Origin of the sequence: Psychrobacter sp. H7-1 (genome assembly GCF_904846585.1) — a bacterium.
Taxonomy (GTDB): domain Bacteria; phylum Pseudomonadota; class Gammaproteobacteria; order Pseudomonadales; family Moraxellaceae; genus Psychrobacter; species Psychrobacter raelei.
In genome coordinates this window covers 1-17,367 of record NZ_CAJHBH010000006.1, presented here as the reverse complement: position 1 = coordinate 17,367, position 17,367 = coordinate 1, and the positions used below count along the sequence as shown (strand labels likewise).

Genomic DNA, 17,367 nt, shown 5'->3' with positions numbered 1-17,367 from the left:
TAGGCTAAAGTTAGGCCAAAGCTTGGTAAAAGATAGGCCAAAAATCTGTCATATATAAAGCCAATTAGCGGCGTATTATAGCTTTAATCGCCTTTTAATGTCAGGGCTATGACCAGCCATTAATGTAATAGTTACTGATATTAGGGTATCTAGTAAACAGGACACAATCGCTGCACAGGTTAAGATAAATGGGCTGGCCTAAGTTATGACTGGTCTCACCCTTTTGATTGGTGATCGCGGTTTTGCTGTGCTGTTTGGCGTGCTGTACCTGCAAAGATAGGTAACTGGCGGCCACCACCACATGACCTTCAAACAAGCGAATTTGACGGTACTGCTGTGCAAACTGTGGGTGTAGATTACATTGACTAAGCACATAACTGCGCATGTGCTGACAGATTTGTTTGGCAGTTAGGTACTCATTAATATGCGCTTGAGGACGGCACTGCTTAAGAATGTGCACAGCGACACTGCAAGCCAAAATATCTGTGGTTAAGCTGTCAACCCCATTATCAAAGCGCTCAGGATATAAGATAACCTCCCAGCTTGGGGCAAATAAATCATTAATCATCTCAGGCATCAAGGCAGACAGTTTTGATGAGCAGACACCGTGGTTTTGCTTATCAGCCTGCCCTGCCCAATTCTGATCGTCATTACAATGTGAGCGCCTAAACCCATAACGTGTTAAGCCTGGATACTGTTGACACGCTTGGTAGATATCGGCCATATCTAATAAGCTCATCTGAGTTAAAGGCGCTAACAGCTGTGTGTCTGATACATTGGCCGATTTTAAGTGATCAGATTGCTCAGAGCCACTGACAGTATCAAATACAGGCTCGAAGAAATGAGCCGGCAAATTAATCAAACCGCCCAACTGCAGCAACTCTAAATGTGAAGCCAACTCAGGTGAAGCAATGAGCGCCCACATCGAAGCATTTGAACCCTCTCTTTGAGACTCTGATAATTGATGCGGTATCTGAGTGCGCTCTACCAATTGATGTAGCGCCTGCTGATAACGTGGGGCAGGATGTGGTATATCGCTCAAAGGGCGGTCTGGATCTAATCCTATAGCATCGCCATTAAAGCTAGGATGTCTGATTCCTGCGTGCTTAATTTGACGCTGCTGCAAGGTGTGCGCCATCTGATTATATGCCTCTACCTCTGTATCTGTCTTAGACTCACAATCAGACAACGACTCTGATAAGTCGGTGCAATCGAGAGCAGAGGACTCTGAGTGTGCTTGAGTGCCAGTATGAGAGGTATGGGCGTTAGATACCTGCATCTCATCTGAGCGGACATGATTGGTATTAGAGTCGCGTAAATGCCTATCCTGTTGAAAAGGCTGATGCAACTTGTCACTCAAGCGCGATATTTGAATAAAAGGGTGAGGCTGACTGTCTTGGCTATTACTGCGACTACTATTTAAGTTAGGCTTATTACTTGCTGATGAGCCTTGTTGCGCATCGTCTTGTGAGTTTCCCATTGATGACATACGCCCTCCTGATAAGCTTAACGTAAAAACGCTCTTTTAAAGCGTGTAATATATTATAACTATTATAACGCTTTATGCCTCAATAGCTTGTAGAATATGCATATACCCGCTTTTCCAATCTGGATATTGCAGCCAATCGCGCGGAATGTTACTGTGCAAGCGCTTGCCGCTTACCTGCGCTTTATCTGTCTCACTTAAGACTGCAGGCGGCGGCGTACCAAGTTTATTGCACAGCCAAACCATCAACTCATAAGAGGTCACCGGTGCATAGTCTGTTGCCAAGTACATAGGCGCTATAGGCTCAGATGCAGATAAAGTGAGCACTTTAACAATAATGGTCACCAAGTCTGTATCCATAATACGATTGGTCCAAGCGGACACTGGCATTGGCGCTTTATCGGCCTCTTTTGCCTGACGCAGACGCATGAGGCGCTGTTCACCATAAATGCCACTAGGACGAATGATTACCGCGCGCTTAGCAAATACTTGCTGCAGTGCCTGCTCAGCTTGCAAGATGTATTTTGAGGCTTCTCTTTTGGGGGCTACTGGGACAACGGTGTCATCTATCCACTCACCCTTCTCCTGTCCATACACTCCGGTGGATGAGATAAACACTACCCTTTGAAGCTTTGGCAGTTGATCAGCTAAATTTGCAACATGCTGGGCGACACCTAAATAAGTATGTTTATAGTTTTTTGTCTCATAGCCATCTGGGGTCACTATGATTGCAATATGGGTAAACTGATAAAGCTGCTCTGCCGTTAGCGTTAGCGCATCAGCTTGCAGGTAGTCCGCCTGTTCATTCAAATCATAAGACTGACGCTCTCCTCTGGCCAACCCCGTAACCTTAAGCTGCTGCTGAGCCAGCACATTAGTCACTGCCAAACCAATATCACCCTGCCCTATAATGAGATATTTCGATGTCTGTGAACTGGCTAAATCTGTGTTTGCTAAACTCTCCATTCTCGCTTCCTTATTTTATTTTTAACTATTTTTTGTTGTCTATAACAATTATCATAACTGTTTGATTAAGCTTTTAATTCTGCTAAGTCTTTTAATGTTATTTTTTTAATAATTTTTATAGTGCTTTTAATTTAAGTTACAAAAATATTATTCGAATCATCTAAACATTCATTGATTAAATCTAAAAGCCATAATCATAATATAATCGATGGTATTACATGTAGAGATAGATTAATAGAGCATCATATAACCCTCTAATACCTCATATCCTCCACATAGCTTACCTTTTAAACCTCCAGACTACCAGTAACACTCTTGCTTGATTCAGTAAAATCATCCTGCGCTATCGATTCCAATTAATCATACTAAGTATCACTGGTCCCCAAACATTTAAACTGGCTTAACCCCAGGGAACTATATATATGAAACTTTTTTCTAAAATTGCACTGGCTACTGCTGCTTTATCAATCGCTTCTGTTGCTTCAGCAGCTAATTCAATCAGTGGTTCAACTGATTTCCGTGTTACCTTGCCAGAAATCTTGGTTTTGTATCACTGGGATGATGCACATTTAACCTTAACAGATGATGTCGTAACTACACCAGAGAACGACAGCGATGATCGTGAGATTAGCGATGCGACCACACGCAATTTATCAGCAACGCTACAAGATACGAATTTGACCTTTCAAGGCAGTGATGTCAACACTACATCTCCAATCACAAACTTTGATTCAGGTGTTGTAAAGGTGACACTGCAGAACTCTTGGGCAGTACGTAGCTTGTCAACCGCACCGGTAACGTTAACCTTAACCAACCCGAATGCGACTTTAAAAAATGCTATGAATAATGCGGCCACCATTACCACCAAAGATGCCGTATTAGCATCAACAGGCAATGGCGTCAACGACTCAGGCTCACCGTCTATGACCATCGCTAGCGGCTGGGCACCAGTCATGGGTGATATTAAGTTTAATTTAGACTTAACCAATGCCGACTACGCTGGCGAATACAACACTCGCGGTGTTGCAGGTAAAGCGGCAGATACAGATGAAGATACGGATACTTTCTTATTAACGCTAACGGGTAATGCTCAGTAATTCAGCTATATTATCTATAGAGCAATCGTTAAAAATACCAGCTCATGCTGGTATTTTTTTGACTAATTGCTAGTCTATATATGACGTAATGCTTTTAAATAAACGACAATCTGAAGTCCATCAATGACTTGACGTAGTTGTTACTTCAAAATGCTTTAAATATACTTGAAACACAGTGAGTCTAATCAATATCTATTTTATTCAAAGGTCTGCCATGTCTATCCTTTCACCGCGCCTTACCACTACCACTCTGTCTCTACTCACACTTGCCGCTAGTACATTATTATTGATGCCCTCTGCACAGGCTGAGCTGATTATCCATACTTCAAAGGATGACAGCGGTAGAACCCAAATGGTGGTTAATCAGGATAAACAAAAAGAGTTGCCGCCTGCCCAATTAGGCATCACACCTTCACGCATTGATGAAACCGTGTCGCTGAAAACAAACAAAAACACCTCAAGACTTAATCAGTCTTTGACGCTTTATAACTATGGCACCAAGCCAAAAAAAATTCGTTTGAACCTTGTTGATATGGATGCCTCAGGCAAGCCTGTCGAACCGAGTGAAACAACGTTAAAGCCTTGGACACTAATTAACCCAACCGAGTTCACCATTGCACCAGGTGGCTATCAGACGGTACGTATGGCCATGCGTTTGCCACTAGAGTTTCCAGCCGGCAAACATGCTGCGATGCTGTCTATTGAGCAGCAGGTTGATAAATCATTAACTTATGATGCAGACGGCAAAGGCGTTACGTTAGAGATTGGATCACGCTATGGCTTACCTGTCTTTATTAATGTTGAATAAAATTAATATTGAATAAGCACTGCCATTTGTTCATGAATTAACGAGTTAATGACAGTAGTATTCACTTTCAAAACCCGTTGATACCATTCGACTAGCATCTATAACGATGATTGATTCATGTTTAGGCTAGCTTTTTAGATGTTTTTGAGCAGTATTTGCCAGATATGATGACCAAACAAACCACTTTACGCTTGATGATTCTGGCAGCTATTTCCTCAGTAGGTAGCCTCGGCTTAACTTCTTTTGCTGCAACACTTTCAAATAGCGGCAACACAAGCAATGCAAACACCGCCTCAGAACAGCTCAAACCCAGCTTGGTTGGTGTTTTTATCAACGGCCAAGAAGTTGACGCTGTTGATATGTTGTATGATGCCCGCGTTAATGAGCTTCCGGCAAACAATACAACTACTGGTCCACTTCAAGCAAATACCTATTATTTTCTATCTAAAGATGATTTGATTCGTTTGACGGGTGTCACCTTTGAGCCCTCTGCGCAGAATAATCAAACCGACCAAATCGCAAAAGCCAACACGCTCTATTTGGCAAAAACCCCCATTGGTGATGCGAAACTTACCGAAAGTGACATCATCAAAAAAGACAATAAAGAGTATTTGGCACTCAGCAGCCTCAAAAAACTTGGTATCACCGCTGACTATAATCAGGCAAATCTGGCCATCAACCTAAATATGGGCTGGCGACCAGAAAGCATCAACAACGGCGCTGCTGCTAATAATAAAGACAACACTGAAAAGCTGCCCATCGACTACTATCCTAGTAAAGCCGGTCTGCTTGGCCTGTCTTTTGATAGCTCATTAAACGTTTCAGAAACCCGCACCGCACCCAATCAGCCCCAATCAACCAACCGCAACATCTATGCCAATGTTGGTGCTTTTGGTTATGGTTTGGGTGGGGTTTGGGGCGCCAAAGCGGTCGGTGTAGATAGTCATTCAGAAAACATCAACAACGACAAATTTAGAGATACCGCTGTCGATGGTTTTAGCACCCTGCCATCAGACTGGGAAATTGATAACCTATATTGGGCAAAATCTGGCGAAAAAGTAGCAACTCGACTGGGCATCAACCAGCCCAACTCATTAGGCCAGGGCGCTCAAACCTCAGGCTCAGAGTTTACTGGTGCCCTAATCGCCTATAGTAATCGTGATATTGGCCGACACCTTTCTTATTTTGATGACAACAGCAGCAGCTTATTGCAAAACACCAGTCAAGATTATCAGCATATTATTGGTACTGGAGAACCTGGCGGTGTTGCTGAGCTACGCATCGATGGACGCGCTGTCGCACGCGTGCAAATTGGTCTTGATGGACGCTATGAGTTTTTAAACCTCGATGTCAGTCAGCTCAACCTGACTGATACCTTGGTCGAAATTGCCATATTTGCCTACCCTTTGGCTCGCCAGCCATTAGAGGTTCGACCCATATTTTTGGGCAAACGCCGCACCAATGCTGCTACCAATGAGCTACTTATTGAAGCAGGTATTGGCCGTGCGGGCAATGCGTTTAATAGTGACTCAAACGACAACCATGAAACAGCAGCACATGTCTATGCAGAATATGGCTTAAACAACCGTATGGCAGTGCGCGGTGGTGTGAATACCAACCTGCAAAACAATAGCAGTGACAATGATGACTCCGTATCTTGGCATACTGGGCTGAACTATAGCCCATCCACACGCAGTAACATTGACCTAAGCTATGCAAATACGCCAAACCAAGAATTGTGGCAGGCGCAATTGCAATATCATCTTGAAAAGCTTTGGGCCAATTATCAATACAACCTCAGAGAATACGATAATACCAGTTCGGCAGCGGCAGGGTCGCAACGTGACGAGCGCCATCAGTTATTTTTGAACTATCAGCCAACCAACAGAACCAACATCACTCTAAATCAATATTACGAAGACATTGCCAATAATTTAGATTCAGAGAGCTACTACGCCTATGCCGGTATCAATCATCAGTTTAGCAATGCTTTAAATGGTGGACTGAACTGGGATACTCGAGGCGATCGCTATAACTATCGCTTGTCTTGGCAGGATATTAACAGGCAAGGTTATGATAATAGAGTGGGTCAAAATACAGTTGGACTCTCTGGTGACAATGACAGTGATACGTTGTCACTAAGACACCAATTCAATGACCAAACCAGCTTAGGACAATCTATTAGTTACCGCCATGGCCATAGTAACCTTCTTTATCAAGGTGATATCAATCACCGTTTTGACGGTATCGGATTGGGTGGAGGTAGCCCGCTAAGCACGGTTAGCAACCTGCTTAGCTTAGGTTATAGCCTATATGACAATCAAATCGGTTGGCAGGCTGACTGGCAGTTGACGCATCAAAATAGCGTCAACGTTAGTATTGGATATAAGCATAAATACGTCGACTCTATCTCGACAGAGCGTTTAGATGGTTTAATTATTGACGATGTATTGATACGCGATAAGTCACTGCCCGCTTGGACACAAAACAACTATCTGTACGCCAGACTGTCTTTTGATATGTTCAAAGCCCCCAAACAAAACTTAAAATTGGGTAACTACCCTCGCCAAAGTCTAGGCAGTGTGATTATTGATATTGCTCATCCCGCAGAGCCAAAGCTAGACAGCGAGTCAATGCAATTCACTTTAGACAATCAAAAGGTGCAATCTAGCCTACTGGGCTCTAGTGATACCAGCAGTCAATATCTCATTAGCAATATTAAAGCCGGTGAATACACACTGAATATGGATGCCAAGGATCTACCACTTGAATACAGCACCAGTAAGCTGCCAACCCCGCGTATCCGTGTTATTAATTATGCACCAACCTCTGTGCCCATGGGTCTGCAAAAGACATATGGCATATCAGGAAAAGTCGCTGATGCCAAACAAGGCATCGAAATAGGTATTTATCAAGGCAATCAATTGGTCCAATCGATTGTCTCTGGCAATTTTGGTTACTTCCAAGTATTTGGGCTACCCGCTGCGACATACATCTTAAAGTCACCAGGCTATCAAGAGCAGAAAGTCGTGATTGATAATGACTTTGTGATGCAGATTGTGCTGCCGCCTGAGAACTGACTGGGCTCTCAAGAGCCTTGATTTATCATTTGTTTTGTAACCCAAACAAGCTTAGAGCGTATCTTCGCTAGGTTATAAGTTTTAGATGAGGGGTCTATGAGAATTTATATTATGAAGCGTATTAACCGATATAAGAAACAATACATAATTACGTTATTAATGACCTTCGGCATATCTCTGCAAGCTTTTGCTTGTCCTAATATCACAAGTGATCCTGCAAACAATATAGGTAGGGCGCCTATCCCTGGAACCTATGGAGAATTGGTGTTTTTTTGTAAGCAAGAGTTTGCACCTGCGACGCTTACCTTTAAGCCCAGCTCTGAGAGCTTAGTGGCTGGAGGCAGTCAAGCCATTAGTATGGGTAATACCACGCAGATATCCCCACTTACACGAAGCATTCAATTACAGGGTTTTACACCCAGTAATTTAAATATAAACTTAAGCTCTAGCAATTTAACTGCTTTTTTTCCCAGCTCTGGTGGCTATCAAAACTCTCCAAGCTTGTTTAATTTTTATACTAAAATTGCTTATGGTAGTAACTGCTCATCAGCGCCTCGCGGAGGCAATCAATTTGAGTTGATGAAAAAGTATCTAAGAGATAATCCTAATATATTCACTTTAGTCGGCCAGACTACCCTACCTCAAAGAGTAGACACACCTGCACAAGATATCGTGACATTCAAAGATGCTCAGCTGATTAACAAAAGCAATCCTACACAAAAAATTATAGCTGATATCACCTTATATCATGCAAACACAAATGTCACAGATGCTTCATTTTCTACTGGTTTTTTACTACCTGCCTATTGTTGGCTTGGTGTGGGCGCACGTATTAATTTAAAAAATATGAATCTGAGCAACACTGGCAATTACGACTTGACCCTTGCCGTTAATACCCAATAACAAGCCACCTGACTTAATGATGCTTTTAGCAAAAATATGGCTCAGTGGTTTATGAGACAATTATGAATATACATAAAACCAATCACAAGCCCAACTCTCTGCTAAAAGCTAGCTTACTATTTTTTGGCAGTTTAGCCGCCCAGCAAGCTTTGGCCGCACCTTGTCCTACTATTTATAAAACAACCGAAGCAGGCTTATTAAAAGTTAATAGCACCAATACTAACCCAGGTGCTATTTATTTTTGCAAGCAAACGGATAACTTTACACCTGCAAGCTTTATATTCGCGCCCACACAAGAACAACTGGTCACAGGCGGCTCCCAAGTGATTAAAAAAGGCAATACCATTCAGACTTTCCCACTATCAAATAGTGTCAGCTTATCTGGATTTACGCTAAATGATTTAAATTTAAATCAGCTAACAGCAGCATTCCCAAACTCTAATGGCCAATATAGCTCACCTAGCTTATTTAACTTTTATAGCCAAGTGACATCATTGAGTCTATGTACAACTCAAATTACAACGATAAAGACCTACCTAAGAAGCAATGCCAATATTTTCAAAACCATAGGTATAGTCCAATCTGCTGTCACTGATAATAGCTCACCTGATAGTATCGCGAAAATCAATAATGCTATCTTAACTAACCCAAACGGAGGTACTATCAAAGCTGACATCAGTTTTATGCATGTTAATAATAAGACTGGACAATACTTCTCAGATCCAAATTCTAATAACGTGATGTGTTGGCTCGGGGTAGGTGCTCAAATTATATTAAAGCCTGATAGCGCCCTGACAAGGTCAGGAAATTATACAGTCAATGTTGGTGTACAAACCCAATAATCCGCTTCACTAACTTAATTAAATTGATCGACTACTTTGATTACTTAACCAACCACTCCACCGTCTTATCCAGTACCTGCTTATCAAACATTAGTGACATATGGCCCACGCCATAAAAGACCGCTTTGCGCTCTTTTGGAACAGCTAAGGTGTACTCGGTGGTATGTTCACCAAGGGCTGAGTTGATATTTACCAGCCCATCACCCAGCAGATCACTCACTTTCGAAGCCTGCCCCTCCTCACTCAAGCTGCCTGCCAAAAAGTAAGCCTTGATATGCTGTGGTAGAGGGGTTACATGACGCTCGCTGTCCGGCAACACACTGCGAGTTTGCAGCGATTCCCAGTCTTCATCACGCACGCTGCCATGGCGTAAGTCAATGATACCCATGCTGCGTATATCGCCAAGCTTGGCCAACGAGCCAGCAAAGGGCAGCTTGCCAATACTCTGCTGCACCACATCACCAATGCGCTCAAGCAGGGCGCCATGATGTGGCGAACCGAGTGTGATTAACTTTTGTACTTTGTTCACCCAGTTGTGCTGTTGCTCACTGCCATAATACAGCGCGCTACGCGATACCAAACCACCCATGCTGTGGCCGATTAGATCTATTTGAGTGATATCAGGGTATTGCGTTATCAGCATTTCTAGCAGTTGAGAGAACTGACGACCATTTGTCGATATGCGCTGACCGGTATTGTAGTTCAAGTACAATACCGTGGATGCAGGCAGGTTCTTTATCACTCGCCGCCCCAGTGACGCGTCATCATCAGGTTGCCAGTTTATGTAGCCCATACACAAGCCGTGCAAGATAATAACCACACGGCCTTTGATTCGCTGATTTGTGTACACGGTTTGAGTAGTATTGCCGAGTTTAGAGAGACTTTCATCAGAACCAGTTCGCTTAGAGAGTATTGGCTTGGTATATTTGTGATGGCTATCCACACCATACAAGGTCATCGGCAGAGCAAGCGGATTATTGTTGCTAACAAGATGATCGCCCATGACTCCGTTGATGACATTCACCACCATACTAAGTGTGTTTGGCAGAGGATGAGGCTTGGTATGGTGCATTAACTGGCTGTATTGCTTTAGACCCATTGCCAAACTGTGACCAACGATTGAAGTGATGCCCTTCACCACCTGATACACCCGCCCACTAATGCCCTTATACCACAAGTCGCCATAGCGGTGATTCAATAGCCCTAATGGCCGCAAAACGATTTCGCGGTGTATGGCTTCAGCAATACCTGTCGTTTCAATCACGCCCATCACCGCAAGTTGACTGATACCGGCCACAAAATCACGCAAAGACAGCTCAAGGTCTTGCCATGCCCGCTCATTTAATTGATCATTATCTGCCTGTAACGGATAGTTTGTGGTCAAAGCCGATGACTGATGCGATATCGGCATGGCACTCGAGGGTGAGGTAGGATTGATAATTAGGCCGCTTCCATAAAGTGACATCCATACTGCTATGCTCAGTATTTAAGTGTTAAAAATGCTTGATATACGCCAGTTGTATATCGTCTCTGCCCTCAATATCATCTTGCAACTGATAACTGCCTTGCAGGCGAATCGCTTGGTTCTTCGCCAAATCATACTGTGCCCCTAAGCTAACTATTGGCTGCCAATAATGACTTCTACGATTGTCTGAATCTAAGTCGCCGTGATACCAATATGGCATTTGTAGCTCCCCCACCACCCTAGCCTTGCTATTGAGCTGATAGCGGCAGCCCAAATTCACGCCTGCTCCCACTCGGTAGCCATGACTTAAGCCTTTACCCACTTGTGCTAAGCCGGAGCCAAAGGCATAGCACAGTTGCGGCGGTAGCTTACCTGAGCCCGCTGTTGGTGTCCCAAAGGCGGCAGATATCCCTTTTTCGTAAGCAAAGCTGCCCACCAGATGGCTGGCGTCGGGATCGTCATGAGTCGCTAATTTGGCTTGAGAGCCATCTTTTACTTGCGTGGCTTGCAAGTTAACTCCCCAGCTTGACAACTTAGAGTCGCCGCTGCGGGCGGTATTGATCGGGTTAAATGAGCGGCCACGCAAAATGGCCAGCTCTTGCAACTCCACTCGGTTATGATCGCCTTTGTGTGGCTCTTGGTCTTGATACACTCTAAGCGCAATAGAACCTGCTTCTAAATGAAAATTTTGTGGATAGCCACTGGGCCGATCCAATAAGTCATTAAATCCGCCGCGATAGGCCAAGCTTAGATAGCCTGTGTCATCTTGCGCACCTGCACCGATCATCACGCGCTGTAGTTTATGTCCATTTAGCGGGTTATTATCAGCAGGGGTTAATTGAGTGGGGATTAGGCGATTATTCGCATCAATGCTGCTTTTGGGCAATTCTATCTGGGGGTTATTGCGTTTGGCCTGTGCCAATGTCTTGTCTGCAGGAAAATAGCTTTGATCCGTTATCAAGCCTTGCTTTTTAAGCAATCGAACCACATCAGAGGGCACCACTGCCAGCTTAAATTCATCTAATAAGTTGCCTTCAGGGCGTACCACATCAATATAGCGTAGAATCTCTGAGGCGCAGTTATCTAAAGTAAAATAATAAGGCAGTTCTAAGTCTTTGGTCTCATAAACATGACGCATAATTTGCTGAATCTCAGCATCTGTTAGCTTAAGCTCATAGGTCCAAACGTCACGGTTGTCGGTCTTTAGATACTCAGCAAGCTTTTGTGGGTAGGGCTCAATAGTAATGTCATTAGGATAACCACCAGCGGCAGATTTGGCTGCATAGACGAGAAATGAATCATCAGGATTGCCGGCCACGGTATCATTTAGTGCATGCGCCTTATCAATGGCTTTGGGATCAGCCAAGCTGGCCTTAGAATCAATGAGCATCAAGGTATGACCAAAAGCGGATACCGGACGGTTGGGATATTCTTCAGCGAATACTACAGATAAGCGCTGTGGGTCTAATGCTTGAAGCCAATTATCAAAGTCGGGACAGTCGGGCTGAATGTTTTCAAGGCCAAGCTGAGTCTTGAGCCAATGAGTACGTGCCGGAAACCTACAGGCCACACTGTCATTGCCCTTTATACCTTGAGTGATTGTGGCAGTGATAAAGGCCTCTAACTCAGCCTGCGGATCAGTGTGACCTGCAGGGCTTAGAAAAAATTCTGGGTTAGTGATTTTGCTTTTATAGCGTGCTGAGCCACTTTTTGTATGGCCATTTGGTTCAAAATAATGCAGTCGCAGCCAGCTGGGATGGGTGGCCAGATTTTTTTGCTTTGCTGTGGCAATCAATTGATCTATCTGCTTTTGTTGCTCTAAGCTACCGGCTTGTTCTGCCGTCATTTTAGCAGACTGCGTTATAGGCATCTTTGCGATGTCCTTGTTATGCTTAGTCTGCTGCGGCTGAGCTTGGGCATAAGCGGACGCGCTTAAGCTTACCAAGATACTGGTCACTGCCACATGAGTGACACTATTTTTTAGGCTTAATAAGGGTGTGCTTTGAGCCCAAGAACCTACAGCCGATTTGTCTGATAACATGATTCACCCTATTATTAATTTAAGTATAATAAAGCAGCTTAATCGATTGCCGCCTAATGGGTTTATGATACCATGCCGCTGATTTAAAGCCATTGATAGCGGTATATATTATGTTGCTTAGTGCCGCTTAAACAGTGCCATTGGCCTCCCTTATTTACTTATAATAAAATGACTACTTATGAAAAAACCCTTTATTAAAGCCCGCGCCTCTCACAAGCCTATACCTCTAAGCATTGAATCAGGTCTTTTAACTCAAGCCGACTGGCTGCCCTCACCTAATTACAATCAGCGTCCTGAATCTTGCGAAATTAGTGCCATCGTTATCCATAATATTAGCTTGCCACCTAATGAGTTTGGTCAAACAAATAAGCAAGGTCTACATTATGTCAAAGCATTATTTACCAATACTCTGGATTGGGACGCACATCCTTATTTTAAGAGCATTGAAGGCATGGAGGTCTCAGCGCATTTATTTATCGAGCGTAGTGGCCAAATCACTCAATTGGTCAACTTTGAAAACAGAGCTTGGCATGCCGGGCGATCAAGCTATCTGGGCCGGCCTGAGTGCAACGATTACAGCATAGGTATTGAGCTTGAAGGCTCAGATTTTCAGGCTTTCACCGCTGAGCAGTACACCGCCTTGGCCAGTGTAATCGCCGCTATTTATAAGGCTTATCCCAAAACACGCCGTCATTTAACAGGCCACAGTGATATTGCCCCTGGGCGTAAAACGGATCCAGGAGAGTATTTTGAGTGGGACACGCTGCGTGACTTAGTCAGCACCTTGGTGGCTAAGTAATGCAGCGTTGTTAAATAATGCAGTGTCTGACTCTAAGCAGACAACAGTGTTTGACACTGCAAAATCACCGGTAAATCTACCATGACCCCGTCTATGGCAAAGATGCTCTCACCAGTGCGCTGATAATAGTCGATTACTTGTTGGGCAAACTCAAGCTGAGCTTGGCTGGGGGTAAAGGCTGTATTTACTAAGGCCACCTGCTTGGGGTGGATACACAGCATACCTGAGAAGCCTAAGTCAGAAGCGTATTCAGCCGCCATTTGCATGCCTGCCTCATCTTTAAAGTCGGCATAAATACTCTCGATCGGGGCTTGTAATCCATTGGCTTTACTGGCTAATAATAAAGTGACGCGCAGCTGGCGAAAAAAGTCTTGCTCAGCTTGACTGCCTGCGCGTAATGACAACTCATTGCTAATATCAAGGCGGCCATAGCTTAGCGCCATAAGCCCCTTGCTTTGGGTGATTTGGTTTAACTGACTTAATCCTAGAGCTGACTCAATCTGCCCCACAACAGTTAACCCCGTTTGCTCCCATACTTGAGTGACTGGCGCACTTGAGGTCAGCTTGGGCAGCAGCACGCCGGACACCAACTTACTTGAGGTCAGCTGCTTACATAGCACTAAATCCTCAGCCAATTGCTCATCATTATTAAGGCGCAGCCAAACACTGGCTCTCACATTATCAGACTCTAATTGTGAAAAAAACTCAGCTATATTCTCACGTGCCTGACGCTTTTGGTCCAAGGCCACAGCATCTTCTAAATCAATAATGACCGCTTCCGCCCCACTGTTTAATGCTTTATTAAATCGCTCTGGATAAGTGGCGGGGACGAATAACCAACTGCGTGGACTGACGATTGGCCGGCTGCCTGTACCAGAGCTGGCGATTGGCGTTATGCGATAAGAGTCGCTCATTTTTTATCCTTTTTTACCCTTCATGGTTTATAGGTATATTTATTAAAGTTAACAATAAAATGATTACAGATCAGAGCCAAAACAGACAAACTACCAAGTATGACACACCCCCAGATTCCATCACAATTTCATTAGCCAGTACAATTATCGTATCGAGATAGTGCTATAATCTGCCAGTTTTTTATAATTTTGAAACCCAATGAAACCTATTTTAAACAAACAGGTATTGAGATTACATGGCAAAAAGTAAACTGTTTCGCTCGACAATGATTGTCAGCTCCATGACCATGCTCTCACGTATTCTAGGCCTTGTGCGCGACATGGTCCTAATGAGTGTGTTTGGTGCTGGTGGCCTGATGGATGCTTTTTTGGTGGCATTCAAGATTCCAAACTTTCTACGCCGTCTCTTCGCTGAAGGCGCCTTTAGTCAAGCTTTTGTTCCTGTCTTATCTGAATACAAAGAGCGCCGTACCCTACAAGAAGTACAGATTTTAATCAGCCGTACCTCAGGTGCGCTATTGATGATTTTATCTATGCTAACGATAGTGGTTATGTTGGCAGCGCCATGGGTAGTCAGTTTATTTGCGCCAGGTTTTGCTGAGGACCCCAATAAGTTTAACACCACCACCGAGCTACTGCGTTTAACCTTCCCCTATTTGCTGTTTATTTCTATGACCGCCTTTGCCGGTAGTATTTTGCAAAGCTATGGACGTTTTGCTGCGCCTGCTGTAGCCCCTGTCCTGCTTAACTTAAGTATGATTGCGGCCGCTCTCATTTTTGCGCCTATGTTTGATAAACCGATTATGGCCTTAGGTTACGCCGTTGCCATAGCAGGTCTATTACAGTTTTTTATCCAATTGCCGCAGTTGTATCAGCAAAAACTGCTTGTGCCGCCCAAGATTGATTTTCAGCACGAAGGGGTGCGCCGCATCTTAAAACTGATGTTACCAGCTATCTTTGGTGTTTCAGTCACTCAAATTAACCTGCTGCTTAACACCATCTTGGCATCATTAATGATCACCGGTTCGGTTTCTTGGTTATATGGCGCTGAGCGTTTGACCGAATTGCCTTTGGGTTTAATTGGGGTCGCCATTGGTACCGTTATTTTGCCAAGCCTGTCTACCAGTGAAGCCAAAAAAGATGATGTCAGCTTCCGTAAGACCTTAGACTGGGCAGCTCGATTAATTATTGTGGTGGGTCTGCCAGCAGCCTGTGCCTTATTTGTGTTGTCTGATGTATTGATGCAGACGCTATTTATGCGTGGTGAGTTTTCTTTACGCGATGCTAATATGAGTGGCTTTGCGCTACGAAGTATGTCTGGCGGCATCTTAGGCTTTATGCTCATTAAAATCTTTGCGCCCGCTTTCTTCGCCCGTCAAGATACCAAGACTCCAGTGAAAATTGGTATTATCACTGTGATTGCTAACATGATATTTAGCTTAATCTTCGTGGGTCTGTTTTATCTGCTCAAACTGCCTTTGCATGGCGGTCTGGCATTGGCCACCACAGCCGCTTCTTTCGTCAACGCAGGTCTACTGTACTATCTTCTGCATAAGCGCAACTTGTACCGCTTTGGCCCGCAGTGGAAAAAGCTGTTTGCTCAGTTTGCCATATCTAGCTTATTGATGGTGATTGCGCTGTATTTAATGCTCCCCTACTTCCCCACTCATGCTTCACAGTGGCATCGCGTCTTTGCTTTATTGCTAATCTGTGCCGTGGGTGCGCTGGTATATGGTGTGGTGCTACTGGCATCAGGCTTCCGCCCTCGTCAATTAAAACATGGCTAACGGGTCGTTTATATAATAAAGGTAGACAAGGTCAGCCATCGAGCTGGCCTTTTTGTTGCCATTGATAAAACTTTTGGACACAGCTGATTGTACGATAAGCCGCTTTTAGGTAGAAACTTTGTCATTAGTATGTTGGTTAAAGGTAGCGTGGCCATGATTAGTACTAGTCATGGGCACCCGCACCTATGGTAAAATAGTCTGTCACACTTGGTCTGCCACCTATGGTCTTATTTTATGAGTTACTCCCAGCCTATATCAGGTGCCTGTGAGCACTGAATATCAGTTCAAGCCCCATGAACAACCCTTTATGGTGGGCTCTCCTGCAAACCCTGATCATCCTGCACGGCGAAAAGTGCTGTACTTGCTTATCGGCATTATTATCGGTCTAACCGCAGGCTTTCAAAACGGTTTATTGGTCGTTAACCTAAATACTATCCAAGGCGAATTGGGATTGACCCCGGTTGAGGGAGGCTGGATCTCTGTTAGCTATAATATGACCAATGCTTGTATCACCGTATTGCTGTACAAGATACGACAGCAATTTGGGATGTCTTTATTTAGTAAAATTGCGCTGTTTTTTTTACTACTGGCCACAAGCTTACAATGGCTGGTAAGCAGTGGTTTGCTAACCGTCTATATTGGCAATTTACTTGATCCTTACTACTTAGAACTGATCGCTCGAGGGATTAGTGGCATTGCTGCCAGTGCGATGACAGTGCTGGCGATTTTTTATTCGCTACAAGGTATGCCAGCAGCCAAACGTATCAGCGGTATGATTTTGGGCTTTGGTCTGGTTCAGTTTGGTACGCCATTATCCCGTATCGTATCGCCGTATCTGGCGGTTGAAGGTGATATTGAGAGCCTGTTTTTATTTCAATTTGGTCTGGCGCTACTTTGCTTTGGGTTAATTAATTTACTAGAGCTGCCACCGGGCAAGACGGACAAGGTGTTTGAAAAACTCGATATTTTTAGTTTTACATTTTTTGCAGGCGGTCTTGCCGCTTTATGCGTATTTTTGGTGCAAGGGCGTATTACCTGGTGGACCACACCATGGTAATCACCCCGAAAAACAATAACACGTAAAAGTAGAAACTAACTGCTAAAATACCAGCAGGAGATTTCGACATGAAAAAATCAAGATTTACCGACACTCAGATTGTTAATATACTCAAACAAGCA

13 protein-coding genes are annotated in these 17,367 nt (G+C 44.0%); 8 read left to right on the top strand and 5 right to left on the bottom strand.

The genetic code is table 11. The features are described 5' to 3' along the window. Positions 1-106: 106 nt before the first annotated feature. A complete protein-coding gene (locus tag JMX92_RS03515) occupies positions 107-1,489 on the bottom strand; it encodes a hypothetical protein (protein ID WP_201543941.1) in 1,383 nt (460 codons plus the stop codon). A gap of 72 nt (positions 1,490-1,561) precedes the next feature. Then, the gene (locus JMX92_RS03510; RefSeq protein ID WP_201543939.1) at positions 1,562-2,452 is read right to left on the bottom strand and encodes an NAD-dependent epimerase/dehydratase family protein; all 891 of its coding nucleotides are present in this window, start codon (positions 2,450-2,452) and stop codon (positions 1,562-1,564) included. Between the two features lie 422 nt (positions 2,453-2,874). Here JMX92_RS03510 and JMX92_RS03505 point away from each other — a divergent pair, with 422 nt between their 5' ends. From JMX92_RS03505 to JMX92_RS03485, 5 genes are all read left to right on the top strand, one after another. After that, on the top strand, positions 2,875-3,549 hold the full coding sequence (locus tag JMX92_RS03505) for a hypothetical protein (protein WP_201543936.1): 675 nt from the start codon (positions 2,875-2,877) through the stop codon (positions 3,547-3,549). Positions 3,550-3,763: 214 nt separating this feature from the next. Then, positions 3,764-4,357, top strand: a complete 594-nt coding sequence (locus JMX92_RS03500; RefSeq protein ID WP_227675252.1) for a hypothetical protein — start codon at positions 3,764-3,766, stop codon at positions 4,355-4,357. 164 nt (positions 4,358-4,521) lie between these two features. After that, on the top strand, positions 4,522-7,437 hold the full coding sequence (locus JMX92_RS03495; protein ID WP_201543934.1) for a hypothetical protein: 2,916 nt from the start codon (positions 4,522-4,524) through the stop codon (positions 7,435-7,437). Between the two features lie 111 nt (positions 7,438-7,548). Then, positions 7,549-8,340 carry a hypothetical protein gene (locus tag JMX92_RS03490; protein ID WP_201543932.1) on the top strand — a complete coding sequence of 264 codons (792 nt, stop codon included), beginning with the start codon at positions 7,549-7,551 and terminating at the stop codon, positions 8,338-8,340. Positions 8,341-8,402: 62 nt separating this feature from the next. Further along, positions 8,403-9,182 (top strand): hypothetical protein, encoded by a 780-nt coding sequence (locus JMX92_RS03485; RefSeq protein WP_201543930.1) that lies wholly within the window; start codon positions 8,403-8,405, stop codon positions 9,180-9,182. Positions 9,183-9,222: 40 nt separating this feature from the next. Here JMX92_RS03485 and JMX92_RS03480 read toward each other — a convergent pair whose 3' ends face one another. After that, positions 9,223-10,647, bottom strand: coding sequence for an alpha/beta hydrolase (locus tag JMX92_RS03480; RefSeq protein WP_201543928.1), 1,425 nt, complete (start codon positions 10,645-10,647; stop codon positions 9,223-9,225). A gap of 28 nt (positions 10,648-10,675) precedes the next feature. After that, positions 10,676-12,688, bottom strand: coding sequence for a DUF4105 domain-containing protein (locus JMX92_RS03475; protein WP_201543926.1), 2,013 nt, complete (start codon positions 12,686-12,688; stop codon positions 10,676-10,678). 178 nt (positions 12,689-12,866) lie between these two features. On the opposite strand from JMX92_RS03475, the gene ampD reads away from it, so the two are divergent. Continuing rightward, complete coding sequence (gene ampD, locus JMX92_RS03470) at positions 12,867-13,487, top strand: 1,6-anhydro-N-acetylmuramyl-L-alanine amidase AmpD (RefSeq protein WP_201543924.1); 621 nt, start codon at positions 12,867-12,869, stop codon at positions 13,485-13,487. Positions 13,488-13,519: 32 nt separating this feature from the next. Here the strand turns inward: ampD and JMX92_RS03465 are convergent, their stop codons facing one another. Next, positions 13,520-14,401 (bottom strand): HpcH/HpaI aldolase/citrate lyase family protein, encoded by an 882-nt coding sequence (locus tag JMX92_RS03465; RefSeq protein ID WP_201543922.1) that lies wholly within the window; start codon positions 14,399-14,401, stop codon positions 13,520-13,522. Positions 14,402-14,637: 236 nt separating this feature from the next. Between JMX92_RS03465 and murJ the strand changes: the two genes are divergently transcribed. Further along, positions 14,638-16,188 carry a murein biosynthesis integral membrane protein MurJ gene (gene murJ / locus JMX92_RS03460; RefSeq protein ID WP_201543920.1) on the top strand — a complete coding sequence of 517 codons (1,551 nt, stop codon included), beginning with the start codon at positions 14,638-14,640 and terminating at the stop codon, positions 16,186-16,188. Positions 16,189-16,453: 265 nt separating this feature from the next. Next, the gene (locus tag JMX92_RS03455; protein WP_227675251.1) at positions 16,454-17,245 is read left to right on the top strand and encodes a hypothetical protein; all 792 of its coding nucleotides are present in this window, start codon (positions 16,454-16,456) and stop codon (positions 17,243-17,245) included. Positions 17,246-17,367: the final 122 nt, after the last annotated feature.